The organism is Leptospira bouyouniensis (assembly GCF_004769525.1).
In the GTDB taxonomy this organism is placed as follows: domain Bacteria; phylum Spirochaetota; class Leptospiria; order Leptospirales; family Leptospiraceae; genus Leptospira_A; species Leptospira_A bouyouniensis.
In genome coordinates this window covers 134,051-159,757 of record NZ_RQFT01000007.1, presented here as the reverse complement: position 1 = coordinate 159,757, position 25,707 = coordinate 134,051, and the positions used below count along the sequence as shown (strand labels likewise).

Below are 25,707 nucleotides of genomic sequence, written 5' to 3'. Positions count from 1 at the left end.
GATCCTACTAAATCCTTGTGAGTGATCACTCACTTTTTTCTCTTTGGGAAAGAAAAATCTCAATTTTGCCCTAATTTGAGGGGTAAAACAAGAAAATGGAGAGTGAGAACCCCCAAGCGAAGGAGTTTCCATGGAAAAAGATTACATTCTAGCCTATGATATTGGCACGACTGGGGTGAAAACTTGCCTCTTTCGAATGGATTCAACTCTTGAACTTGTTTCTTCTGCTACAAAAGAATACCCAATTCAACTTTTGCCGAATGGGGGTGCCGAACAAAATCCTGAAGATTGGTGGATGGCGATGCAATCTACCACAAAAGACGTATTAGATGAGAGTGGGGTTAAAAAAGAATTCATTCAGGGGATTTCCTTTTGTTCCCAGATGCAAGGACTTGTGTTAGTCGATGAAACATTCCGGCCAGTCCGAAATGCAATGAGTTATATGGACCAAAGAGCTGGTTTGGAAATGAAAACTGGGATCTTACATGGACTCAAAATTGAAGGTATCAATGCCATCAAACTTTTGTTATCACTTTGGATCACTGGGGCAGTGGCAGCGAGTGTAAAAGATCCACTATGGAAATATAAATGGGTAGAAAGAAATGAGCCAGATAACTTTCGAAAGGTGAAGTGGTGGTTTGATGTCAAAGAATATTTGATTGCCCGCTCTACAAACCAAGCAGTGATGACAAGGGATTCTGCATTTGCTACATTTTTATATAATTCAAGAAAGGGAAAAGGAAATTGGAGTCCACTACTTTGCAAACTGTTTGGGGTGAAACGTGAACATTTACCAAAGATCATCAATGCAGAAGATAAAGTAGGTGGGTTAACGAAAGAATCTGCAGATTTTTTAAACCTCATGCCCGATACACCTGTGTTTGGTGGTGGTGGAGATGCCTCTCTCATAGGAGTGGGTGCAGGAGCAGTTACCCTCGGTGATACCCATATCTATGCAGGGACTTCTGGTTGGATCGGAACCGTGACTAAAAAAAGAACTGTCGATATTAATGCAAGGATTGCATCCATCGTCGGTGCAAGAGATGGGTATTATAATTATTTTGGGGAACAAGAAACATCAGGGAAATGTTTACAATGGGTAAAAGACCATTTGGCATTAGATGAAATTGATTTATATTTAGAAAAAAAGAAAATCACTGATGACCCTGATTCCGTTTACGAAAGTTTATTTGAGTTTATGTTTGATTCCATCAAAGACACGGAACCTGGTTCACAAGGTGTTATCTTTACACCGTGGTTACATGGAAACCGTTGTCCCTTTGAAGACCCAAAATCACGAGGTATCTTTTTTAATATCAGCTTACATACTGGAAAACGTGTTTTGATCCGTTCCGTCATTGAAGGAATTTTATTCCATAAACGATGGATTCTCGAATTGTCGAATAAGAAAGTCAAAACTTCGAATTCCATTCGTTTTGTTGGTGGAGTTGCCAGGTCTAGTTTTATATGCCAAATGTTAGCTGACATTACGGGAAAAACCATAGAAAGAGTTGAACATTCAGAAAATGTTGGCGCCATCGGAGCTGCCGCTATCGTAGCGTTAGGTCTTGGGAAAATCAAAAAGTATGAAGAAATCAAACGAATGATCCCTGTTGATAAAACTTGGACTCCTAATCCCAACTTAAAAACCATATATGATAAAAACTTTTCAGTATTTAAAAATCTATACGCGTCCAATAAAAAACATTTTGAAATATTAAATTCATAATCGAGAGAGAAGAGAAATGGACTCATATATTGAACTAAACAAAGAAAATTTAGGTGTTCCTTTTGCAATTGGTCGGTCTGCGGATTTGTTTTTGTTGCCAAACAACCAAATTCTCAAATTGTTTTTTGCCCATACAAACAAAGCGGAAATGGAAACGGAATATGTAAATACATTGGAAGTGTTTCGTTTGCATGTGACAGGGATGCAATGTTATGGAAAGGTAAGAGTAGGTGATAGGTATGGATTGATTTTTGATCGATTACAAGGAATTTCATTAACGAAGTTACCAGACAAAAATCCGATTGAACTCTTTCGAATTGCCGATACCCTTGCAGACTTACATTTTGGAATGCATCAAATTAAAAGCCAAAAATTAAAAGATATTAAGTTGATTTTAAGCGAGTGTTTGGCGGCGAAACCCTTAGAATTTTTATCTCCAAATCAAAAAGAGACCATCCAAACATATATACAAAATTTACCTGAAGGTGATTCAGTTCTACATTTAGATTTTCATCCTGAGAATGTAATCATACAGGGTAAAGATAGGATCATAATCGATTGGATGACTGCTGCCAAAGGGAATCCATGCGCCGATGTTTCTTTTACCAAACTACTGTTTACCGATGCTGAGTTATGGCCCGGCACTCCTAAGTTAAAGATTTTATTTTACACTTTGGTACGTAAGTTTATCTTACATGGTTATTTGAAGTCTTACAAACGTCGAAGTGGCATAACTGAATCTGATCTGAATTTATGGAGACTTTCATCACTGATTTTACGACTTGGGCTTTGGGACATAGAAAGTGAACGAGAGAATTTAAAATACCAAATTAAAGTTTGGTTACAAAATGAGGAGAAATTTAATTGAATTTAAAACTAGAACGCTTCATCGACTCTTTCCAGGATGAATCCTTTGATGTAACCATCATAGGTGGTGGGATTACAGGAGCAACACTTGCATATGAAGTGGCAAGTCGTGGTTGTTCCGTTTGCCTAGTTGAAAAAAAAGACTTTGGTGGGGCAACTTCTGCAGCAACAGGAAAACTCATCCATGGTGGACTTCGTTATTTAAAACAATTTGAAATTGGACTTGTAAGGGAAGCATTAAAAGAGAGAAGGAATCTTTCAAACATTGCACCTAACCTGGTATATCCATATCCTATGATCCTTCCAAAACCTGGGATCATTGCAAGGCTCGGTTTGTTCGTTTATGATCTTTTATCTTTTGACAAAGCTTGGACTTGGGACAGATCTAAAAAAATTCCAAACCATCGTTATCTCAAACGTAAAGAACTATTGAAACAAAAGTTGGGTGATTATGAAGATGCTGCATATTTTTACGATGCAATTTGTCTAAGTCCCGAAAGATTAACTCTTAGTTTTCTAAAATCTGCAGTATTGTATGGTGCTAAAGTATCAAACTACTCAGAAGTGAAGGAACTTTTATGGGATGGAGATACTGTCGTTGGCATTCAAGTGACTGATACATTGTCCAAAAAAGATTACAAAATCCATTCGAAAGTTACGATCAATGCTTCGGGACCATGGACACAAGATGTCCTCGCAAAATCAAAAAAAACAGAAGTGCCTTTTCCTAAAAAAAGATCAGAAGGAATTTATCTCATCACAAAACAAGTTACACCTATCATGACATTATTTGTGGGAGAGAAAGGTCATTTTAGTTTTGCCCCTTGGCGTGGTCATTCCATGATCGGTCCAACTGAAAAGTCTTACTTTGGTAAGGTGGAAGATTGGAAACTCACAAAGGAAAGTATCTCCGAATTTATTGAATATATCAATGAAACTTCACATTTAAAAATTAAACTAAAAAAAGAAGACGTAATTGCAGCTTATGGTGGACTTAGACCACTTGCCGAAGCAAGTGATGATACTTATTCAGCATCACGAAGATCAGAATTGTATGACCATGAAAAGGATGGCATCAGAGGACTTATCACCGCTGCTGGAGGGAAGTATACCACAAGTAGACATTTTGCAGAGACTATTTTTAAATCCATTCAGAAAAAACTTAAACAAAAATTCAAACCCAGTATCTCCGCAAAACAACATTTATATGGAAGTCATATCATAGGGATTGAAGATTTTATATCCAAAGCAAAAGAAAAACACAAAGAATTTTCGGAATCAACTATTGATTACCTTGTACGCCATTATGGAGTGGACTATGAAACCATCCTTGCTTTGGTAGAGGAAAATCCAAAATGGGGAACAGTCTTAAGTGTGGATGGCGAGATATTAGCGGAGGTAGTTTTTGCTATCCGCTACGAAATGGCAAAAACATTGACAGATATCTTCTTAAGAAGGACAGGACTCGGAACCCTAGGAATGCTTCCCAAAGAGAAAATGGACTTAGTCACCGAAACAGCAGGTAGGGAATTGAAATTTTCCCAAGAAGAATTGGAACTGGAGACAAAAAAGATACTAAAAATTTTGGAATTACCGATTGAAAAGAAATTAGATATTTAATTTTAAATTTTGGATCACCTTGATTCGGAAATCTGAAATTAGAAATTAAGCTGACAAAGTGATTTCCTATGTTTACACTATGGTATGGGATCTTTTTTCACGATCGATACTGAATACGCTGACCTAAAACAAGTTGCCTCTGCATATCTCATCGAAGAGGAGGGGCATGGAATTGTCATTGAGACAAATACAACACATGCCATTCCCAAAATCCTTTCCGTTATGGAAAATCACCAAATTGATGTTAATTGTATCGATTACATCATCGTAACACATGTTCACCTAGATCATGCTGGTGGAGCTTGGTATTTACTAGAAAAATGCCCAAATGCAGTCTTACTTGCCCACCCAAAGACTGCCAAACATTTGATTGATCCAAGCCTTCTCATCAAAAGTGCTACTTCCGTCTATGGAAAAGAAAATTTCCAAAAATTGTATGGGGAAATCAGACCCATTCCAAAAGAAAGAGTTCGTGTCATGGAACATGGCGAGTTTTTGGATTGGAGAAGCCATAGCTTTGAATTCATTTATACAAAGGGACATGCGAATCATCACTTTTGTATTTATGACAAAAAATTGAATGGAATTTTTACCGGTGATTCTTTTGGAATCTCTTACCCACATCTTGAAAATGGAAAATCATTTATTTTTCCTACAACCACTCCTACAGACTTTGATGCAAAGGAAGCTATTAATTCGATTGATTTGATTTTGGGCACAGGGGCTAATCTTTGTTATTTGACACATTTTGGACCAATCCAAAACTTAAATCATTGGGCTCGGGATTTAAAAAAAGGATTACAACTTTGTCATGACGCCATGTTGGATTTAAAAAACATTCCGAAAGAAAATCGCCTTCCATTTATGGAAACAAAAGTAAAAGAAATGATGCAAATTTTGGCCGATGATAATGAAGTGTCTCTCACGGATAAAGATTGGGCTCTTCTGCGTTTAGATGTAAATTTGAACGCACAAGGTTTGGTGTATGCGTATGAAAAATCCGAAAAACACTCTTAAAACATATAAATGAATCCAATTCCACTACCAAAACTGAAGTTAAATCAATTACAGAGAATGTGCAATTCCTTTGTTTTGATCATTTTTGTTACTAGTATTCTATTTTTTGTGAGTTGCTTTTCCTCTACTTCTGCAAACAAAACAAAAGAACCAACGATCCAAATCCAATTCATCTCCCGCGATTTTGAAGAAAACAAATTGATTCCATCGGGACTATTTGAATCGAAGGATTTACTTTTCCTTCTCGCTGAATTGTCCAAAAAAGAAGATCCTTCCATGCGTTTTATCTCCACCAACCGAACTGAGGAAATTATGGAAGTGAATGGTGTGCGGAATACTTGGAATGAAGGTTGGGTGGTGTATGTAAATGGAGAAAGGATGGACGGTGTCCAAATGAAACGAGGAGTGAAAGTTCGTCCCACTGACCAAATCCAAATCCGGTATGAGGCCGTAGAACGAGTGTTTGGTCGTCCTATCAATTGACAGATAAGACGAAATATCGCTCTTACATACTACTTAAATTATCTTAATGTTGTGAGTTCTCTGTAAGCTCTTACGAATCCATCTGACATGGTTTTGGCGAAGGTAAGTGAAATCCTTGCTTTTTCTGCAGCAATCATCACATCATGGAGTTCCACTGAGTTTGGATCAAAAACAATTTTTTGTGTGAGTTCATCTGCTTCTACTTGTTGGTCGTTTACTTGTTCAAATGCTTTTTTTAATGCATCAGCAAATGTGCCGGCCACTTCATCTGGAGATTTGGCTTCATTCGTTTTTCCGTAATGGCGTTCATCAGAACGAAAGATTCCCACTTTGTCCCCTTGTGGTAGTAAAGAATGTGGTTTGTAGGTGGAAGATGATAGGTTTGTAATGCGATCAATGGACATGGCGAATCCCTCATTCAAATCATCGGTAGGATCTCAAAAATCTAAAGTAAAAAATTATGTCACATCAGAAAATGTGAGAGGCCAACAAAAAGGAAAAGTAGTAGGGCCAGGCGTAATTAGGCCCGACCGATTTCCATGGCTTTGTTCATCATCGCTTTTGAGCCATTGATGAGTTGTACATTGGCTTCATAAGAGCGTGATGCAGAGATCATGTCTGTCATCTCTGTGACAATGTTGATATTCGGGAGTTCGACATACCCTTTTTTCGGACCAGTTTGGATCGCATCTGGATGGGTTGGGTCGTAAGTCAAACGAAGAGGGCTCATATCCTTTTCGATCTTCATTACTTTCACCCCTTTCCCTTCTCCTGGGGCCACACCAAATGGATACACGGGGCTTTTCCATTGTGTTCTGAGGTTAATCGGTGTTAGGATAACTCGGTCTCGACGAAATGGACCATCACCATTGGTGTTTCTCGTTGTAGTTGAGTTGGCAATGTTATTGGAGATGACATCCATACGGAGTCTTTGAGCAGAAAGCCCTGTCGCAGAAATATTAATCGAATCAAACATACCCATAATTTACTCCTTAGTTGGTTCTCATCACAATGTTGAGGAGACGGTTATTCTGGTTCAAACGATCAATCATCAAACTATAACTCATTTGGTTTTGGTTTGCTTCTACCACTTCCTTTTCAATATCCACATTGTTTCCATCGGGTCTCATTGTGGTTAAATAATCCAAATTGGTTTTCGGTTTGGCATCACGGTAGTCGAGAGGTTTAAAAAATTCAATATGACGATCGTTTGTGATTTTTGTAGGAACGGCCTTTTCCTTTTCAATTTTTTCCGATTCAATGGCTCGTTTTAGCATAGATTCGAAAACAACTTCAGAACGTTTGAAATTCGGTACATCCGCATTGGCAATATTGTCGGTGATCACTTTCCGTCTTTGTGTGGCTGCGCCAAGGCCTCGTTCTAGTAGGTCTTGAGTTTTCATGAAATGTGTTGCTTCAAACATATTTCTCTTCCTCTCTACACTCCTTTTCGGACGGTTTTCCTTCCTCCTGAAGGCATTTATGTCGCAAAAATGAAAAAAATAAGATGGGGTGTAGGGGAAGGGAATTCATAGATGCACCTCAAAAGCTTTCTCCCTAACTAAGGTCCTCTTGAGGTGCACATGAATCAATGATTCATGTGATGTTTGGGTCGATTACGTTAATATCCAAGCTCACTTAGAGAACGAGATGTCCAAACAGGAGTCCTCCCTTCACGTAAATATCGAACTTCTTTTGAATCGATTGAAACAATATGAAGTCCGTATTCTCTGTAACGATTGGATTGGAATACGATATCCTTACCGTTGGGGGAAAAATCAGGTGAAGAATCATTAAAATCTCCAAATGTAATTTGGCGAATCTCACCTGTATCTACATTGGATATGAAAATATGATTATAGTTGCCTCCTCCATTTCTAGCAGAAGCAAAGGTGATCCATTTTCCATCCAATGACCATTTCGGATCAGAATCGGATCCTAAGTCTACTTCTGGGTGGGCAAAATTAGAAATTTGTGAATTTGTAAGATTCATCATATACAATCTAGATGGAAAGGTACCAGCAAAATCTTTGTTAGACTGAAATATCATTTTTGTTCCATCTGCTGAAATAGCAGGAGCAGCATGTAATTTGTCACCAGCTTCATACAATACTGTTTCAGTTCCTGTTTTAAGATCGTTTTTCATCAATCGAAGCCGAGCAGGTGCAAAATAGGTTCCTCTTTGAAAAACTAATGCATTTGAATCTGGGAACCAAGCGGCACGTTGGTTTTCATCTGGTGCACTTGTTGTAGTGACTCTTTTTATTGTTTTGGTAGGGAAGTCCATTGTATAGATTTCTGGTCGATTATGGCCATGTATTGTTCGACGACTATTGAAGGCTAATTGGAAACCACTTGGGTTCCATCTAGGGGCTAAATCGCGACCAATATTTTCAGTAACATTTACAACTCGATTTTCTTTGATACTGTAAAAGAAAATTTCATCATCTTTCTCAGGATCAAATGCAAATGCGATCGTTCCTGGATTATCTAAAATATTGATCGCTGTCAGCCCAAGCAACAGATCATTTTCAACTTTGTTTTGATCCGCACTACATTGGACAACAAATATGATGAAACATAAATAAAACCAATTCCTAAACATAAAAATACCTCATTTGACAATTTTCGCAAATGCAATTTAGTTGCAACAAATAAATGCAACACAATTGCATTTATTTGTTCGGATTAGGTTTTTGTTTTTATGTTTTGGTAACGAATTGAATCCTACCTAACCTCTAAGTCGGTTAGGAGTTTTTGTAATGTTTTGTGCTTGGATAAATACAAATCTGATAAATTTCCAAAAATACCTCGGAACCATTGGATTGGTATCCAACGGTATGGGATTGTGATCCTTGGTTTTCGTTTGAGTATTCCCTTCACTAACGCATTTGCAACCTTTTCCGGAGGGATTGGTTTTTTTAAAAATCCAGGGAAACCTAATTCTCGCATTTTGGTTGTTAAAGGATCGCCACCGAAGACATTTTTTGTTAATGGAGTTGTGATCCAACCTGGATATAAAACAGAAGCACTTGCACCTTTCCCAATGATTTCCGCACCTAATGACCGAGTGAACATTTCGATCCCAGCTTTAGAAACTGCATAGGGAGCATTACACATTCCATTCGTGTAAGCATAAATAGACGAGGTAACAATCACTTGACCCTTAGATTTGATGATCTCTGGAAGTGTCGTTTTGATTGTCCGCCAAACACCCATTAAATCAACTTCTAAAATTGTCTCAAACTCTTCTTCCTGACAACTGAGGATTGTATGAGCTGAATTTTTCCAGGAGATCCCAGCATTGGCAAAAACAATATCAAGTTTGCCAAATTTCGTTATGGTTAACTCTTTCACTTCTCTTATGGAATCCCAATTGGTAACATCCATGACCTTTGTCATCACACGATGGCTTTCAAATTCGGAAGCTAATTGATCTAAACTTGATTGTGAAAGATCAGTGAGAACTAAGTTTGCTCCAAAATTATATAGTTCTCGTGCAGAAGCGGCACCGATACCGCCGGTTGCTCCTGTGATGAGGACAACTTTGTCTTTGATATTATATTGCATTGAATTTCACCTGCATTTCCGTTAAATAACTTCGAGGTGAGAGCAGTCAATCGGATATTCAAAAAGAATCATTTCATTCATTTGTTAGTTAATGAAGGCAGATCAAATGGAATGAAATCACATATACACGAGTCTAGAATATATGTGATTCCGAATTTTAATTTGGATTTTTTGTCTGTTAACCTAGCAAGAGTTAGGATGCAAGTAATTCTTGGTCTATTTTTGTTTTCCCTTCCAATCTCTTTTCCCGTTTTTTCTTTTCTCTTCCCTCAACTACTTGTTCGTAATATTCCTCGTAATTGGCAAAGTTAGTCCCCATCAATCGGTCCCAAACATTGAAATACAAGGAATAGTTCCCGTGGAATTTTTGGTGGTGGAGGTTGTGGTGAGTGGATGTATTGATCCATTTTGTTATGGGGTGGGAGGCCCAACCTTTTGGAAAAAATTCATATCCAAGGTGCCACCAGATATTGAGGATCATCGCATAGAAAGTTTGAAATAGTACTACATAAAAATGCACAGGCACAAACATCACAAACGGTACAATATAGATGGCTTCTAAAAATGCCTCTGTTGCTTGGAACCTATATGCGGCTAGTGGAGAAGGATTTACTGATTGATGGTGTTCTGAATGTACATGCGGATATACTTTCTTTAAATGAGCAAATCTGTGCATCCAATAGAACCAAGTTTCATGCCAAATGGTAAAAATAACAAAGCTGATGAAAATATAACTGATTTCCCAAACACCAGAAACAGGTCCAAAGTATACAGCACTTGGAACAATTTTGGCTTTCATCAAAGTGATGTTTGTGACAGCTACCAGAGTAAAAACTAATAAGGTAACTGCTGATTGGCGGAATTCTTTCCAAACTTTCTCAGCTTTTGGGTAAACCTTTTGGATGCGATATGTTTCAAAGAAATCTTTTCGCCAAACATAGAATAAAAGAAAAGCAAGTCCCGCGATGGGATAATAACGTATCAAATTCAAAACACCTTGTGCAAAACCAATTTTGGTTACACAATCGAGAACCAATTCACATTGAACGGGACCACCAAACATATTTTTCTCCTGACCTGACTTAGACTACTGCTAGCATACCTTGTTTTGGGGAACCAATCGACCGAATCGGTCCATTCGGAAATAAAAAAGATTCCGGATCGGTCCGTTCGTTTTTAATTTTTCAAATTCTTACGGTATTCACTGGGGCTTTGTCCCACTTCACGTTTGAAGGCATCATAAAAAGTGGATTTCGAAGGAAAACCAACTTCATACGCGATGGTTAAAATGTTTTTTTCAGGATGATTTGCAAATAAATCTTTGGCTTCTTTAATACGGTAGTAATTCACTAAATGGAAAAAACTTTTTTTCAAATGGGTATTTAGAAATTCTGAGAGTTGGTGTTCTGATAAATTCATATGTTTTGCAAGTTTTTCCAAATTGATTGTTTCATCTAAGTAAACTTTTTTTGTTTCCATCAAAGATTTAAATCGGTTATGGAGTTCTAACAAATCAAATGAACCCAATTGGGATGTTTGGTATTTTTTTTCTTCGATGACAATCCTTTGTACTTCACCCCAAAGTTCAGGACTTTTTTGTCTCAAAAGGTAAATGCCGATGATGAGACAAGATATGAAAAAAGAAACAATCTGAAGTCCGTGCCTTGCATGGAAAAATAATGTATAAACTCCGATGGCACTGGCAAATGCTCCAAAACCTACCACAAGACCCACCAAACGTAAGTGTGCTGACTTTTTAAAAGATTCCCACCGGATATACCGGAACATATTGGAGAATACATAATAAGCGGAGTAAAATATGGGTAGGACCGCAAGTAAAATGATGAGCTGAAATCGTAAGGGGACTCCTTTTGATAGATACATCTGGTGGATCGCAATTTTTTCCTCTGCTGAGGAAAAATAAAAAGGTAACATAAATAATATTACCAAAAATGCTGGAGTCAGTTCCCAAAGGGAAAATTCATTTTTGTTTGGATTTTCATTCCAGAGTTCCGAAAAATACTGTTTTAGTAGTGAACCGATACTCGCAGTGAAGGGTAGATGTACTAAATAAAAATGTGGGTAAAGTTGATAGAGTTCAGTGCAAGTCAAATATGTATGAGTTTGGAATAAGGCTGCGAACAAAAATAACAAACCCTGCACCCTGGACTGGCGGCTCGCATTTGTCCTAACCAATTCGCCTATCGCAAACAAAAAGGATAAACCAGCAGAAAACGCAATGAAGTGGATTGTTACATTCCCCATAAATATAGAAGCTTCTAAAGAATGGGTTAGAATGTAAAATAAAATCACTTGCCTAGTGTTCCTTCGGAATTAGTTTTACGTTTGAATCGTGGAATCTAATCAAAGACAATCTTCATTTTTATGGGAAGGAAACACCTTAGAAATCCATTTACCCGAAATTTTTAATACAAAAGAAGTTTCGAAAGACTGGGTGACTTTTTTTGATCTACTATCAAAAAATTCACCTAGAAATATTTCAATTTATGCAAACAAACTGATCGAAACCGACACATCTGGGATTTCTTTTTTAAAATTAGTCAGAACAGAATCTGAATCTAAGAATATCCAATTCAACTTACATGGATTAGATGAAAAATTCCAATACCTGCTAAATATCGCAAATGATGATAGTAAAAAATATAAAGAACAATTGGCGGTAGCCCTACGAAAATCAGAACAAATTGGAAAACTTACGATTGATTCTTTGTTGGAATTCAAATACCTCATCACATTTACGGGAGAACTTACTGTTTCGTTTTGGCGTTCGTTTTTACATCCATCCAAAATCAGATGGAAAGATAGTTTTCGAGTCGCCGAGTCAATGGGAGTCAATGCATTTCCCATCATTGCGATGATAGGATTTTTGCTGGGGCTTATCATGTCATTTCAGTCTGCGATACCTATGAGGCGATTTGGCGCTGAGATCTTTGTTGCGAACCTTGTTGGGCTCTCACTCTTTCGGGAACTTGGCCCACTCATGACAGCGTTTATTTTATCTGGTCGATCAGGTTCAGCCTTTGCCGCAGAACTAGGGACTATGAAGGTGTCTGAAGAAATTGATGCACTCACAACGATGGGCCTACCTCCTGTTCAATTCCTCATCATTCCAAGGCTTGTGGCATCACTAATTGTCACTCCCTTGCTTACTATTGTGTTCAATTTATTTGGTCTCATTGGAGGTGCAGTGGTACTTGTCAGTTTTGGATTTCCATTGATTACATTCGTGAACCAAGTGAACATTGCCGTTGGACTTTCCGATATTTTAGGTGGACTTCTAAAATCTTATTTTTTTGGAATGATCATCGCATCGATTGGTTGTTACCGAGGTTTAAAAACCGCTTCGGGAGCAGGTGCGGTGGGAGAATCGACAACTTCTGCAGTTGTTGGTTCTATTATCTTGGTTTCTATCTTAGATGGAATTTTTTCCGTCTTATACTTTTATTTACGTATATGAAAGACAAACCAATCATTCGAGTCGAACACCTAACAACTGGTTACGGTCAAACAGTGATTATGGAAGACATTTCCTTCGATGTTTACAAAGGAGAAATTTTTGGAATCCTTGGTGGCTCAGGTTGTGGGAAGTCGACAGTATTAAAAAATATGATTGGTTTAACAAAACCATTCAGTGGTAGGATTTGGATCGATGAGGACGACATCGTTCTTGCTGAAGGCAAACAAAAAGTTAACATTTGGAACCGAATTGGAGTGATGTACCAACAAAGTGCTTTATTTGGATCCATGACACTATTAGAGAATGTAAGATTACCTCTTGAAGAGTTTACTAACCTTCCCATTCCCATCATGAATGAAATTGTTATGACCAAATTAAAAATGGTAGGTTTGTTTCCATTTGCCCACCTTGCTCCTTCTGAACTTTCGGGTGGAATGAGAAAAAGAGCTGCCATTGCTCGTGCGATGGCAATGGACCCTGAAATTATATTTTTAGATGAACCAAGCGCTGGACTTGATCCTATCACAAGTGTGGAACTTGACCATTTGATCATTCGTTTGTCTAGAACATTGGGAGTCACCTTTGTAATCGTAACACATGAGTTACCATCAGTTTTCACGATGGCAGACCGTGTGATCATGTTAGACAAATCCCAAAAAGGTATTATAGCAGAAGGAAAACCAAAAGATTTGAAAGAAAAATCAAAGGATCCATTTGTTAGGCAATTTTTTAATCGTATCCCGCAGGAGAGTGCTCCCTTATGAATCAATCTAGTAAAATTTATTTTAAAGTTGGTGTGTTTGTTTTAGTTAGCTTTTTTACATTGATATTATTTTTAATTGTATTTACGGCCGGAAATATTTTCCAAAGATCGGTGAGTTTAGAAACTTACTTTGATGAATCCGTACAAGGTTTGGACATTGGATCACCTGTCAAACACCGTGGTGTGAAAGTCGGAACGGTTCAAGAAATTACTTTCGTTCAAAATGAATATGCAGACAAATTAAATGAAGATACTGCATTACGATATGGCAGATATGTACTCATTAAAATGTCGGTGCCTGATTTTGTGAAAGGTGTTTATGGAAATGATTTGAAAAAAACAGTAGAACGAATGATCAAAAGTGGGCTTCGTGTCAGGCTCGCATCACAAGGATTAACTGGTACAGCTTATTTAGAAGTGGATTATTTAAATCCAGAAAAAAATCCACCATTATACATAGAATGGGAGCCAAAAACAGTATATATCCCTTCTGCACCAAGTACCATTTCAAGGTTTACTGCATCGGTAGATAAGTTTTTTGAAAAAGTCGAAAAAGCGGATGTTGATAAAATTTTATTTGGTGTAGGTGATTTGATTAAAAACTTAAACCAAACGATTTTGGATGCACGATTAGGTGACTTAACTAAAGAAGCCACGTTATTACTTGTTGATTTGCGTAAAACAAATGGTGAGGTTAAAGCACTGATTGCAAGTCCAGAAACACAAAATCTCCCTAAAAAATTGGACCAAACTGTTGTCCAACTACAAACCACTCTCAAACGACTGGATACTCTCCTTGCATCTAACCAAGGTGATATCTCTACTTCGATTGAAAATTTGAGAATTGCATCGGAAGACTTAAAGGAAGTCACGGCTAATGCAAAAAAATATCCTTCACAGTTCCTATTTGGAGATGCTCCAAATAAGTCTAAATTATGGAAATGATCTAGATGAAATTTATATTTCGTATTTTGTTAGTTAGTATTTTTAGTTTTCTGTTTACTCAATGTTTTGGAGTGAGTAAAACCTTCCCGGAGAAACGATTTTTTTTAATTGAAACATCTGAATCCAAACAGTTGTTTTTACCACCCAAACCTCGAACTTTTTTTGTGAGAAAAGTATTTATTTCTCCTAGATTCGAAGGAAAAGAATTTGTATACCGCAAGGATAACGTGGTGTATGAATCTGATTTTTATAATGGATTTTTTATTCCACCAGCTCATAATTTCAAAGAAGAATTTTCCAAATCACTAATACACTCAGGAAACTTTGAGTGGGATGCTAATCTTCACACAAAAGTTGGTGTGACTCATTATATCGAACTTAATCTTTCTCAATTGTATGGTGACTTTCGATCTAAAGAACCAAAAGCAGTTATTGAGTTTGAAGTTGTTGTATATGAAGATAAGGATAGTGTTTCCTCTCCAGTTTTCCGTAAAACATATAAACAAAATGCAGTGATCGAAAAAAAGGATGCCGAGTCTCTTGTGATTGGATGGAACTCAGCACTTAGTCAAACTTTCTCTGAAATGAATCTTGAGCTCAGCAAACAATTAAAATAATTTTGTTGTTCGTTATTGTTTTTAGGTATAAATCAATAACGAACAAGTGATTCCTTCAATAGATATGAAGGAATCATTGATCTTAAATTTTTAAACTAAATCGAAAACATAGGAAAGGTACTTGCTTTCCTTTCTGCTTTGATAGCGATATAAAAATCTTTAAGGTTTAAAATATGAGACTGATTGAATCCATTGTTCCTTTTTATTTTCTTTTGATGCTTATCGAAATTATCTACACTCGGTACACGAAAAAAGATTATTACTTTTACGAGGACTCACTTGCTGATTTAAGTTTGGGTGTTCTCAGTCGGATATTTGATGGTCTTATTTTATTAGGAATTGTGTTTCTATATTCCAAGTTGTACGATTTGTCCATCGGTGTGGAAACACTTAGTAAAATTTTTCTAGGTCCAAGTTCCTTTTTACATTGGATCGTATTATTTGTGCTTTTAGATTTTTTGTTTTATTTAGCTCATCGGTATAGTCATGAGATCAAAATCCTTTGGGCGTCACATGTAGTCCACCATTCGAGTGAAGAATTCAATTTGTCAGTTGCCCTCAGACAATCCTTCATTCGTAACATTGGGATCGGAATGTTTTATTTGCCGCTAGCGCTTCTCGGTTTCCCTGTCGAATCATATCTCATCATAGATGCACTCAATCGGACGTATCAATTTTGGGTTCATACTCGTACTATAAAAAAACTTCCTAGCTGGTTTGAAGCAGTTTTTGTGACACCTTCTCACCACAGAGTACACCATGCGATGAATCCAGAATACATTGATAAAAACTATGGTGGCGTTTTTATTATTTGGGATAAAATATTTGGAACTTATTGTGAAGAAACTTTTGAACCAAGGTATGGTCTCACATCACAATTACATAATTATGATCCTATCAATGCAAACGTGCATGTATTAAAAGATTTATTTTCAGATTTAATTCACACAAAGAACAAGTGGCAAGGGATTGTTTCTTTTTTTTCCTATCCATCTGTTCGACCAGATGACTTACAAATGGTTATGGACCGCGGTGTGAGAGATCCAAAAGTATGGTTGTCCCACCATCGATTAGAATTGGCAAACAAAGTACATAATCCATTACATCGTTTGCCTTCTGGAAAGTTTTTTTACCGAGTGTATTTGTTCTTTCAGTTTATATTTCCGACAATTCTAACCTTGTATTTTTTAAAGAGGATGCATTTGTTTAATTTACCTGAAGTCAGTTCTGTTTTTGTGCTACTGGTATTTTCTTTTTATTCGTTAGGGAAGTTACTCGAAGGAAAAAAAGAATGGTTTCGAGTCGAGATTCCAAAGTATTTCTCTTGGCTATTTTTATTGGTTTATTTTTTTACAAACTAGAACCTATAAAATATGAAATATTTACATACAATGATCCGAGTACAAAATTTGGAGAAAGCTCTCCATTTTTTTGTAGATATTTTGGGCTTAAAAGTCTCACGTAAGAAGGAATACCCAGATGGAAAATTCACTCTTGTGTTTCTAACTACGGGAGAAGAAGATATGTCAGAAATCGAACTTACATATAACTGGGATCAGGTGGAACCATATTCCATAGGAAGAAATTTTGGGCATCTTGCCTATGAAGTGGATAATATATACGATCTTTGCGAGAAAATCCAATCGATGGGAGTTGTCATTAACAGACCACCAAGGGATGGTCGTATGGCATTTGTTAGATCACCAGATTCGATCTCCATTGAGTTATTACAAAAAGGAAACCCTTTGCCTCCAAAGGAACCATGGGTGTCTATGCCAAATTCTGGGGAGTGGTGAGTTTTGGGTCATAAACCCAAAATCGCAGTGATTGGGGCAGGTGCCTCAGGTTGTTTTGCGGCTCTACAGATTTATGAGTCTTTGGAGGGAAACGCTACGATTCAAATATTTGAACGCTCGAAAGAACCTTTAACCAAACTTCGTATTTCTGGAGGAGGGAGGTGTAATGTGACTCACCAATTGTTTGACCCAGAACTATTATCACTTAGATACCCACGCGGCCAAAAAGAATTACGATGGGCATTTGAACGATTCCAACCAAAGGATACCATCGAATGGTTTGCTAAAAGGGGTGTGACTCTCAAAGCAGAAGCCGATGGAAGGATGTTCCCTATCACAGACAAATCCGAAACTATCATCAATTGTTTTTTGAATGAACTTCAAAAGTATAAAATTCCTATCCACTTTGAACAAGGATTAGTTGGGATTTACCAATTAGAAAACCAAATAGAAAGGTTTCGTTTGTTGTGGGAAGGTGGTAAGGAAGAATTTTTTGATATCGTTGTGATGGCAACTGGTTCCAATCGAAAGGTTTGGAGCATTTTAGAAAAACTCAATCATACGATTGTAGATCCGGTTCCTTCTTTATTCACTCTCACTTTAGCAAATACCGATTTAATGGAATTAACAGGTCTTGTTGTTCCAAATGCTGAAATCAAAATTGTGCCAAAGGGAAAAGCTCAAAGTGGTCCAATTCTGATCACACATTGGGGATTGAGTGGCCCAGCTGCATTGAGATTATCTGCCTGGGAAGCTCGCACTTTATTTGAAGCCAATTATAAAGTTGAATTATCACTCAATTGGGTAGGTGGTCAGTCCACTCAAATAGTTGAGGAGACCTATTCGAAAAAAAAAGAATCCTCTGCCAGTGAAAAAGTTTCAGCGAATCCCGATTGGAAATTGCCATCTCGATTTTTTGATTGGATATTAAAGGAATCAAATATACAAGCAAACAAACGTTACTCTGATTTGAGCAAATCAGACATTCGAGTTTTATCATTAAACCTAACCCAAAAAAAATTACAAATGGTAGCAAAAGGTGTGTTTAAGGATGAGTTTGTGACTGCAGGTGGTGTGAATCGAAAGGAAATTCAATTCCAAACGATGGAAAGTAAACTTTGCCCTGGATTGTACTTTGTAGGAGAAGTGATTGATATCGATGGGATTACGGGTGGATTTAATTTTCAAAACGCTTGGACGACAAGTGTGATCGCCGCCCAAGGTATCCGAAAAACATTTGTTATTTGATTTTATGGATTTGGATAAAATCCACTGTTTGTGCAACAGAACCTGGTGCTCCAGACAATATTACAACAGTATCACCTGATTTTAATTTTCCTTCTGATTTGAGAGTTTTACTCATAAAGGCAATCATATCAGGAAACTTATCCATCATTGGCATCACGTAAGATTCAACACCCCAAAACAATTGCATCTTCCTTGCAGTTCCCAAAAAAGGAGTAAAGGAATATATTGGATTGAGAGGTCTAAATTCAGATGACAAGAGTGATGAATAACCTGACCGAGTGAAGTTGATGATTGCTTTTGCACGGATGGAGCGCGATATGGATTCTGCAGCACTCCCAAGTGCCGTACGTTCCACTTCAAATTCTGTACGGTCCATACTTCGTAAATGAGATAAGTATATTTCAGATTCTTCTGCTGCTTGGATAATACTTGTCATCGTTTTGACAGTTTCGACTGGGTATTTACCAGATGCGGTTTCGCCAGACAACATCACTGCGTCAGTTCCATCCATGACTGCATTTGCCACATCACTTGCTTCAGCTCTTGTAGGTCTTGGGTTGTCGATCATAGTCTCTAACATTTGTGTGGCAGTTATGACAGGTTTTCCTCTTTGGTTGAGTTTTGTGATCATTTCTTTTTGAATGATAGGAACATATTGGGTATCTAACTCAACTCCAAGATCTCCTCTTGCAATCATAATACCATCACAATGATCGATGATTTCTTCTATATTTTGGATGGCTTCCGGTCTCTCAATTTTTGCAATGAGACCTGCATAACTATCTTTCATGAATTGACGTGCCATTTCCAAATCGCTTGCTCGTCTAACAAATGATAAAGCGATATAATCCACACCAAGTGAGAGTGCGAATTGTAAATCTTCAATGTCCTTTTCAGAAAGGGCAGGAGCAGAAATGGGAGTCCCTGGTAAATTGATACCTTTGTTGTCTTTTAAAACTCCACCAATCACTGTTTCTAAAATGGCTCTTTCTTTTGTTTTAGATTTTACGACAAAGGCAAGTTTTCCATCATCGATGAGAATTTTATGCCCAACATCAATATCATTTAAAATGTATTGGTAGGTGCATCCGATCTCATCTTTGTTCCCTAAAAAATCGCCTTTGTTGTTGATGGCAATTTGGTCACCCGATTTTAATTCTATGGGACCGGAACTGAGTTTGCCAGTGCGGATCTTTGGGCCTTGCAAATCAGCAAGAATTCCTATGGATTTTCCAGATTCTTGTTCGCACTCCCTTAATAATTCGAAAATCTCTTTGTGGTAGTCATGAGTGGAATGAGAAAAGTTCATACGAGCAAGGTCCATACCTGAATAAATCAAGTTTAGAATCGTTTCTCGATTTGCTGAGGCAGGTCCAATGGTACAGATAATCTTAGTGCGTTTTTTGGGGATTTTATCGTCTTCCAGCATAGACCCTAAACTTGGCTTTTTTGTTTTTTCCTGCAAGTAATTTGTATGGATTGAATTGACTTGTGTCATTTTTCGCAAAAATATCAATTTAATGGCATCAAATGCGCTTGCTCTTATCTACCATTCTTCGTACAACCTCGATTTACCTGGTCATGTTTTCCCTGCTCACAAATATTCCCATCTTTATAATCGAGTCAAAAGAGATCCAGTTTATGCAACATGGGATATTCTTTTACCAAAAAAAGCTGATGATGCGGAACTCGAGTTAGTTCATACAAAAGAATACTTAGATGATTTATTTAGTTATGAACATACACCTCGGACAATGTATTCTGAGTTGCCGTTAAATCGAAGTATTGTGGAAAGTTTTATGTACGGAGTTGGAGGAACTATTCTTGCTAGTGAATTATCCGACAAACACCAGTTTGCTTTCAATATGGGTGGTGGTTACCATCATAGTTTTCCTGACAAGGCAGAAGGATTTTGTTACTTGAATGACGTTGCCATTGCTATTAGGAAACAAAAAGAAACAAAGCCAAATGTAAACGCACTTATTATAGACTTAGATTTACATCAAGGCAATGGCAATTCTTATATTTTTCAATATGATGACAAAGTTTACACATTTTCGATGCACCAAGGGAATCTTTACCCCAAGAAAGAAATATCTAACTTAGATGTGAATTTAGAACCCAACATAAAAGACGATGAATACCTTTCGATCTTAGATAAATCCTTAAACCAAATTCGAAAGGATTTTGATTCAAATATTATTTATTATGTTGCAGGAGCAGATCCTTATGAGGATGATTCACTTGGTGAATTAAAAGTCTCCATGAAAGGATTGAAGGAGAGGGATTTGATGGTTAGGAAATTTGCTGAATCATTAAACATTCCTTGTGTTGTCACTTTAGCAGGTGGATATGCAAGAGACTTTCGGGATACTGTAGAAATTCATTTTAACACAATCACTGCATTTGGTGAAAAATAATGGGTGTATTTTCTTCAACAGACAAAAAGAAAAACCAAACCGACTGGTTGAATCTGGATGACTTGTCTTTAGTTGATGTTTCGAAAGAATTAAATACATCTTTAAATATGGAACCAAAACTATTCAATCGTTTCACACATTACGAAGTGGAACAGCTGTTAGTTAGTTCGGGAATGATTTCTGCTGTTGAAAAACGTGGATTTCAAAATCCTATCATTGAACTTGAAATTCTAAATGATTTTGATAATCGTATTTACATAAAATCGGAATCGAGAAAAATTTTAGTCCATACACGCTTAAAAGTTTCTCAATTCCAATTGAAAGGTGATGATGAACAGTTCCCAATGATTTATATCGATTGGTTACTCACTCAAAACATCAACTTTGAGCCTGGAGATTTAAAAAAAGAATTGTACTTTGGACAAGAATACCCTGGTTTAAATGTCCTCAACGAATTCACTGATTTTATCCGAGTACTTTCCAAACGATTGGGAACATCAGGTGCATTTAACGTTCCTGAATATTTCCACGATGCCGTATTGTTTTCACGGAAATTTCGTTTCATTGATCCAGAAAAAGAGGGTACGTTTCGTGCGCTTGTCAGAAACTTCCGTGGGACAAACCTTCGTAGCCTATCCTCACAAATCCATCAAAACAGAGTTCAGTATGAGAATGGTGAACCTTACGAATGGAAATATGGGGAAATGATTTCGTGTACTGATCCTTATTTAGAAAAAAAAGTCTTCCATGAGGCATATTTTCGAAAAGTAGAAGAGGTAAAAGAAAAACTAAAATTCCGATTAGTCTCAAAATAGACCAAGTTTATTCCGATAATCATCGTAGATGTCCGAATATTCCTTCAAACCTGAAATTCTCATCATAGATGATGATACTGAAATCTGTGAAACCTTGGAATTGATTGTCAATGGTTTGGGATATTTTGTCCGTTATTTCACAAATCCACTCCAAGGTTTGGAATACTTTGATAGGGAAAAAAATCCAATTGTATTTTTAGATGTAAATATGCCCCAAACTTCTGGTTTGGAAATTTTACCCAAAATCAAATCCATCGATTCCAAAACACAAGTTCTGATGATGACTGGCGAACATGACATCCAAACAGTTGTCTCTTCCTTATATCATAGGGCATCTGATTTTATTCTAAAACCATTCCATACAAAATCCATTGAAGCCGCTATTTCCCGAGCATTTGAGTATTATAATTTTCTAAAAGATAAAGAATCGATGGATGAATCGATCAAACGTGACTTAAGGCTTGCAGCAAAAATCCAATCCAAAACAATGAATTTGCCTTCTTTAAAACGTAAAATTTTTTCAGAAATCAAACCGGTTAGTTTTGTTTCTGGAGATTTTTTCCAAGTGATTCCACTCACAGAGGACAAAACATTAATCCTTATGGGTGATATCGAAGGTCATGGTGTTACATCTGGCCTCATTGCAATCCTTATGACTACCATTCATAAGGAATTGGCTCGCACAACAACCGTTGCACCATCCGAATTATTGTCTCGATTGAATCGAGAGTTGTGTAATGAAATTGGAACTCATAGTATGACTGCGATTAGTATCGTAGTTGAACATTCCGAAAAAAAAATCACTTATGCTCGGGGTGGACATCCATTCCCAATGGTCTTCCAAAAAGATAGCCGGGCACCATTGATTTTACAAGACCAATCTGGCCAAATTCTCGGGATCTTAAAAGATATGGAATTTGCCGAAAACCAAATCAAAGTTGAATCAGGTGATATATTGTTTTTGTATTCTGATGGTTTACTTGCTTCAAGCTCACATCCACTTGTTCAAACATTGGTTCAATTACCAGGTGGAGACAACCGAATTGAAGCGATGAAAATTGAAATTTCCAATTACATACAATATTTGGAGACTTCTTCTAAAGCTTCGGATGACATATCGTATTTGCTTCTAGAGATTTAAGATACAAAACATTTGTTTTTGTTGCTTCTGTCAAAAAAACATTCAATTGATCTTTTGATTTAAAAGTACCATCTAAGAAACCTTGTTTCCAATTTTTTCGATGTGATTTCATAGATTCTATCAGCGCTTGTTTTTCTGGAAAATCACATAATTGTTGTGTAATGTAGTCTCCTTTGAAAAACAAAAAATCACCTTTGGCAAAAAACTTTTTATCCTCTTTTGGTAAACTTTGGATAAATGTTTTATTTTCGGTTGAATAAGTGGAGATTGCTTTTTTTGTAATCTCCCAAATCAAAACATCTTTTGGATTGGTTTTGTTTAATTGGACTGCGGCAATCATTACTAACGAAGCACCAAAGAATTGAAGCGGAACCCACTCCCAGACAATTTTTGATTCTTGTTTCCAATACAAAAAAGCAAGTAAGGTAATGGGTAACCAATAAAATCCCATTAAGTCCCAATCTGCTGGGAACCCTAGTTGTGGGTTATGTAAAAAACCATGCAAAACAAAAGCTAAAATTACAACTAACATCAGTTTATGGAATGGATATTTTATGAATTGTTTCCATTTTTCTTTTTGGAAAAAAAATTGGTAACTTAGATAAAAAGTTGAGATACCGGCATTCCAATACAGTACGGAAAGTATTTCCTTTAAATGATTGTTGGATACCCATCGTTTTAATGGGTAAAAAGGAGGATGGATGAGGTGTGTGCTATTTTTGTCTACTGTTGGATCATGAAAGGCACTAAAATAAACAAACCAAGGCAATAAAATCAAAGACCCGAGTAAGGTGCAATAAACTAGATGTTTGATTTTTTTCTCTTTGGGAGAATGGAAAACCCATAAATACACTAATAAAATAACTAAATATCCAGAAACTAAGTGGAATAACATTGATAAGGCGACTATTGATGTGCTGCCATATAAAAGAATATCATTGTCTTTTGGATCGGATGCATACCTATTTAAAAATAGATATAATCCTAAATGGATTGTTGTCACTAACGTATAATTCTCTGCATATCCAAATCCAAGTAAAATCCCTCCTGATGAAAGAAGAAATAAGATCGAAAGGTCTTTTTGTTTAAATCGTCCTAAAAATAAAAAACCACAGATGAATAGTATCCCTGAAAAATAAGATAGAATTGAATAAGAGACTGTCGGATCTTCTTGGATTTGAAAGTATGACAATCCATTCATAAGTTGGCTGTGCAGAATACTTTCTAGTATTTCATCCAAGGTAAATTGGAACCCAAATAGTTTTGTTTCCAAAAGATTGGTTTCTAACAGTAAAAGTCCATCGCCCCAATTTCGATTGAGAATCGGAAAACATAACATAAATAAAAAATAGAAACTTGCAATAATCCAATTGGTAGGGATGTATTTATGGAAACTAACTTCGTTTATGAACTGTTTTTTTTTGTTATAAAAAATGAATGATTGTAATAAAACAAAGAAGAGCGTGATTGAAAGGTATAACGGTTGGCTTCCAGGGTAGAACCAAGGTTTGGTGGGGAGTGATAAAGCGAATAGAATAAAAAGATAAGGAAGGTAAAAGTATAAATAATTCATTTGGTTTCTTTCTCGTAGTATTCTTCTGGTATTTCTTCTGCCGAGATCAATGGGAAATGACCTTTCCTGATATTAAAGAAAAAAAGTTCAGGTAAGCTATAAAAAATAGTTTCGGATCCTTTTGAAACATCTTTTCCACGGTCAAATGGTGATTTTACGATTCCCACACTTGTATATCCAATCCCCCACATAAGATTTGCCATACCAAATAAGGGTCGATTCCAAACACTCTCTTCAGTGAAGAATAAAAACGAATGGTCCATAGGATTTGGCTTATAAATTTTGGAACTGGGGACAAAACGTTCTACTATATTTTTTTCTTTCCAATTGCTGATTGTATTTCGTTTCAGATTTCGATAAGAAGGATACAATGTAAAATCTTTAGTATAGGGACTAGAATGTAATTTTTTAGCAGCAATTGAAGGGATAAAATTGAATACAAATACATTTTCCGACAAAGGATCCCAAAATTTTTCCTCTCCAATTTTTCCTTCAGGGAACATTAAGTTTAAATAATGGAACAATTCATTTGTGCAATTTTGAAACACCAAATGATACGAATATAAGTTTTGGATTTTGTATGAATACATTTCCCATTGTTTGAAACTTTGTTTGGATTTTTCATTTGATCCTTGTTTCAAGAATGAATTTCGAGTTTTTGGATAAGGGAATTGCCCCACCAAATTGAATTCGATTCCTTCCGTAAATGTTTTAGCTTCAATGAAACTTTGAAAATGAGATAAAAAAGTTTCCCAATTGTAAAATTGAATCGGATGATATCCTTTTCCAAATTCTTTACGTTTTTCAATAAAGATAGTTTCATATTCTTTTTGTTTGGTGCTGATAGTTGATTCAGGGAGCTCCGTGTATTCTAAATATGAAAACCCCGTAAAGTTCTTTTTTGGAAATACAATTTGTCTAACTTCGATTGATTTTTGTATATATAGGATTCGAAGTAGAAGTGTCATCTCTTCCCAATCCTTACAACTATTTTCTAATATACATACCTTTAATTCATTTACTAGTTTCGGTAAGTATCCTTTCCAAATTTTAGCTTCCTCGTGTGTGAGTGAAAAGTTTTTGCCCTCTAATTTGACAAACGCTTGTTCATATAATAACACTGGATTTTGTAAAAACATTCGTACGAATATTTTTCTTTGATTTTGGATATGAAGGTTTGTTTCTGTTTCAATCGTTGGGATCAAATGTAGCGGTGAATTTGTTTCTGGGAGAGAAATTTCATCGTCTTTAATTTCCCACTTGGTTTGCGAAGATTGATCCGAAATGGTTTCAATATTCTTTTTTAAATATTCCAATTCGTTTTTTCGAAAGGAAAATAGTTTTGGAATGGGAGAATGAGGGTCTTCCCTATTTGTGAAATATCCGAAGCCAATGATAAGATCTGGGAAGGGGTTGTTTTCTTGGTTGTCCCTCATCCATTCCCAATCTTCTTCTAAATTTTTTTGGTTTTGGATATGAGTTTCTTGGACCAAATACAATTCATTCCATCTCTGGCGTAAGATTTGTTTGGCAGAGTTTGATAGATTCCATTCATAAAATTCTATATTTCGATTTTCAACCACACCATATTGGAAACGAAAATCATCCCAACTTTCTCTCACAAT

The 25,707-nt window shown here is 36.5% G+C and carries 25 protein-coding genes; 15 read left to right on the top strand and 10 right to left on the bottom strand.

Annotated elements, in window-relative coordinates:
• Positions 1–130 precede the first annotated feature (130 nt).
• The 5 genes from EHQ43_RS06865 to EHQ43_RS06845 all read left to right on the top strand — a co-directional run bounded on the left by EHQ43_RS06865 (position 131) and on the right by EHQ43_RS06845 (position 5,716).
• Positions 131–1,729, top strand: coding sequence for a xylulokinase (locus EHQ43_RS06865; RefSeq protein WP_135770465.1), 1,599 nt, complete (start codon positions 131–133; stop codon positions 1,727–1,729).
• Positions 1,730–1,745: 16 nt separating this feature from the next.
• Entirely contained in the window at positions 1,746–2,597 is an 852-nt protein-coding gene (locus tag EHQ43_RS06860; RefSeq protein ID WP_135770464.1) for a phosphotransferase family protein, read from the top strand.
• Positions 2,594–4,216 carry a glycerol-3-phosphate dehydrogenase/oxidase gene (locus EHQ43_RS06855; protein ID WP_135770463.1) on the top strand — a complete coding sequence of 541 codons (1,623 nt, stop codon included), beginning with the start codon at positions 2,594–2,596 and terminating at the stop codon, positions 4,214–4,216. Before EHQ43_RS06860 ends, EHQ43_RS06855 begins: the two co-directional genes overlap by 4 nt.
• A gap of 84 nt (positions 4,217–4,300) precedes the next feature.
• Positions 4,301–5,233 carry an MBL fold metallo-hydrolase gene (locus EHQ43_RS06850; RefSeq protein WP_135770462.1) on the top strand — a complete coding sequence of 311 codons (933 nt, stop codon included), beginning with the start codon at positions 4,301–4,303 and terminating at the stop codon, positions 5,231–5,233.
• A gap of 108 nt (positions 5,234–5,341) precedes the next feature.
• Positions 5,342–5,716 (top strand): DUF4430 domain-containing protein, encoded by a 375-nt coding sequence (locus tag EHQ43_RS06845; RefSeq protein ID WP_244242682.1) that lies wholly within the window; start codon positions 5,342–5,344, stop codon positions 5,714–5,716.
• Positions 5,717–5,754: 38 nt separating this feature from the next.
• Here EHQ43_RS06845 and fliE read toward each other — a convergent pair whose 3' ends face one another.
• The 7 genes from fliE to EHQ43_RS06810 all read right to left on the bottom strand — a co-directional run bounded on the left by fliE (position 5,755) and on the right by EHQ43_RS06810 (position 11,599).
• On the bottom strand, positions 5,755–6,120 hold the full coding sequence (gene fliE / locus EHQ43_RS06840) for a flagellar hook-basal body complex protein FliE (RefSeq protein ID WP_015677580.1): 366 nt from the start codon (positions 6,118–6,120) through the stop codon (positions 5,755–5,757).
• A gap of 116 nt (positions 6,121–6,236) precedes the next feature.
• Positions 6,237–6,698 (bottom strand): flagellar basal body rod protein FlgC, encoded by a 462-nt coding sequence (gene flgC, locus EHQ43_RS06835; RefSeq protein WP_012387770.1) that lies wholly within the window; start codon positions 6,696–6,698, stop codon positions 6,237–6,239.
• Positions 6,699–6,708: 10 nt separating this feature from the next.
• Positions 6,709–7,140, bottom strand: coding sequence for a flagellar basal body rod protein FlgB (flgB, locus tag EHQ43_RS06830; protein WP_015676362.1), 432 nt, complete (start codon positions 7,138–7,140; stop codon positions 6,709–6,711).
• 197 nt (positions 7,141–7,337) lie between these two features.
• Positions 7,338–8,321 (bottom strand): TolB family protein, encoded by a 984-nt coding sequence (locus tag EHQ43_RS06825; protein WP_135754577.1) that lies wholly within the window; start codon positions 8,319–8,321, stop codon positions 7,338–7,340.
• A gap of 122 nt (positions 8,322–8,443) precedes the next feature.
• On the bottom strand, positions 8,444–9,286 hold the full coding sequence (locus EHQ43_RS06820; protein ID WP_135741160.1) for an SDR family NAD(P)-dependent oxidoreductase: 843 nt from the start codon (positions 9,284–9,286) through the stop codon (positions 8,444–8,446).
• 193 nt (positions 9,287–9,479) lie between these two features.
• A complete protein-coding gene (locus EHQ43_RS06815) occupies positions 9,480–10,349 on the bottom strand; it encodes a sterol desaturase family protein (protein ID WP_135754578.1) in 870 nt (289 codons plus the stop codon).
• Positions 10,350–10,462: 113 nt separating this feature from the next.
• Positions 10,463–11,599: a helix-turn-helix domain-containing protein gene (locus tag EHQ43_RS06810; RefSeq protein WP_244242681.1), complete on the bottom strand. Its 1,137-nt coding sequence runs from the start codon at positions 11,597–11,599 to the stop codon at positions 10,463–10,465.
• Between the two features lie 40 nt (positions 11,600–11,639).
• On the opposite strand from EHQ43_RS06810, the gene EHQ43_RS06805 reads away from it, so the two are divergent.
• From EHQ43_RS06805 to EHQ43_RS06775, 7 genes are all read left to right on the top strand, one after another.
• Positions 11,640–12,764, top strand: coding sequence for an MlaE family ABC transporter permease (locus tag EHQ43_RS06805; RefSeq protein WP_135754579.1), 1,125 nt, complete (start codon positions 11,640–11,642; stop codon positions 12,762–12,764).
• Positions 12,761–13,528, top strand: coding sequence for an ABC transporter ATP-binding protein (locus EHQ43_RS06800; RefSeq protein WP_135741163.1), 768 nt, complete (start codon positions 12,761–12,763; stop codon positions 13,526–13,528). The genes EHQ43_RS06805 and EHQ43_RS06800 overlap by 4 nt, the downstream gene beginning before the upstream one ends.
• A complete protein-coding gene (locus tag EHQ43_RS06795) occupies positions 13,525–14,472 on the top strand; it encodes an MlaD family protein (protein ID WP_135741164.1) in 948 nt (315 codons plus the stop codon). The genes EHQ43_RS06800 and EHQ43_RS06795 overlap by 4 nt, the downstream gene beginning before the upstream one ends.
• A 5-nt stretch (positions 14,473–14,477) precedes the next feature.
• Positions 14,478–15,089 (top strand): ABC-type transport auxiliary lipoprotein, LBF_0736 family, encoded by a 612-nt coding sequence (locus EHQ43_RS06790; RefSeq protein ID WP_135741165.1) that lies wholly within the window; start codon positions 14,478–14,480, stop codon positions 15,087–15,089.
• 173 nt (positions 15,090–15,262) lie between these two features.
• Positions 15,263–16,450 carry a sterol desaturase family protein gene (locus EHQ43_RS06785; RefSeq protein WP_135741166.1) on the top strand — a complete coding sequence of 396 codons (1,188 nt, stop codon included), beginning with the start codon at positions 15,263–15,265 and terminating at the stop codon, positions 16,448–16,450.
• A gap of 12 nt (positions 16,451–16,462) precedes the next feature.
• Positions 16,463–16,885, top strand: a complete 423-nt coding sequence (locus tag EHQ43_RS06780; protein ID WP_135754581.1) for a VOC family protein — start codon at positions 16,463–16,465, stop codon at positions 16,883–16,885.
• A 3-nt stretch (positions 16,886–16,888) separates the two neighbouring features.
• Complete coding sequence (locus tag EHQ43_RS06775; RefSeq protein WP_135754582.1) at positions 16,889–18,133, top strand: BaiN/RdsA family NAD(P)/FAD-dependent oxidoreductase; 1,245 nt, start codon at positions 16,889–16,891, stop codon at positions 18,131–18,133.
• On the opposite strand, the gene pyk is transcribed toward EHQ43_RS06775, so the two are convergent.
• Positions 18,126–19,562: a pyruvate kinase gene (pyk, locus tag EHQ43_RS06770; RefSeq protein WP_135742416.1), complete on the bottom strand. Its 1,437-nt coding sequence runs from the start codon at positions 19,560–19,562 to the stop codon at positions 18,126–18,128. The genes EHQ43_RS06775 and pyk overlap by 8 nt on opposite strands.
• Before the next feature lie 91 nt (positions 19,563–19,653).
• Here pyk and EHQ43_RS06765 point away from each other — a divergent pair, with 91 nt between their 5' ends.
• From EHQ43_RS06765 to EHQ43_RS06755, 3 genes are read left to right on the top strand one after another with little or no spacing between them, the layout of a single operon-like run.
• Complete coding sequence (locus EHQ43_RS06765; protein ID WP_135741169.1) at positions 19,654–20,553, top strand: histone deacetylase family protein; 900 nt, start codon at positions 19,654–19,656, stop codon at positions 20,551–20,553.
• On the top strand, positions 20,553–21,368 hold the full coding sequence (locus EHQ43_RS06760) for a hypothetical protein (protein WP_135741170.1): 816 nt from the start codon (positions 20,553–20,555) through the stop codon (positions 21,366–21,368). The genes EHQ43_RS06765 and EHQ43_RS06760 overlap by 1 nt, the downstream gene beginning before the upstream one ends.
• A 28-nt stretch (positions 21,369–21,396) precedes the next feature.
• Positions 21,397–22,509 carry a SpoIIE family protein phosphatase gene (locus EHQ43_RS06755; RefSeq protein WP_135770461.1) on the top strand — a complete coding sequence of 371 codons (1,113 nt, stop codon included), beginning with the start codon at positions 21,397–21,399 and terminating at the stop codon, positions 22,507–22,509.
• On the opposite strand, the gene EHQ43_RS06750 is transcribed toward EHQ43_RS06755, so the two are convergent.
• Together EHQ43_RS06750 and EHQ43_RS06745 are read right to left on the bottom strand one after the other, a co-directional pair.
• Positions 22,466–24,082: a dolichyl-phosphate-mannose--protein mannosyltransferase gene (locus EHQ43_RS06750; protein ID WP_135770460.1), complete on the bottom strand. Its 1,617-nt coding sequence runs from the start codon at positions 24,080–24,082 to the stop codon at positions 22,466–22,468. The genes EHQ43_RS06755 and EHQ43_RS06750 overlap by 44 nt on opposite strands.
• The gene (locus EHQ43_RS06745; protein WP_425269621.1) at positions 24,079–25,518 is read right to left on the bottom strand and encodes a hypothetical protein; all 1,440 of its coding nucleotides are present in this window, start codon (positions 25,516–25,518) and stop codon (positions 24,079–24,081) included. The genes EHQ43_RS06750 and EHQ43_RS06745 overlap by 4 nt, the downstream gene beginning before the upstream one ends.
• Positions 25,519–25,707: the final 189 nt, after the last annotated feature.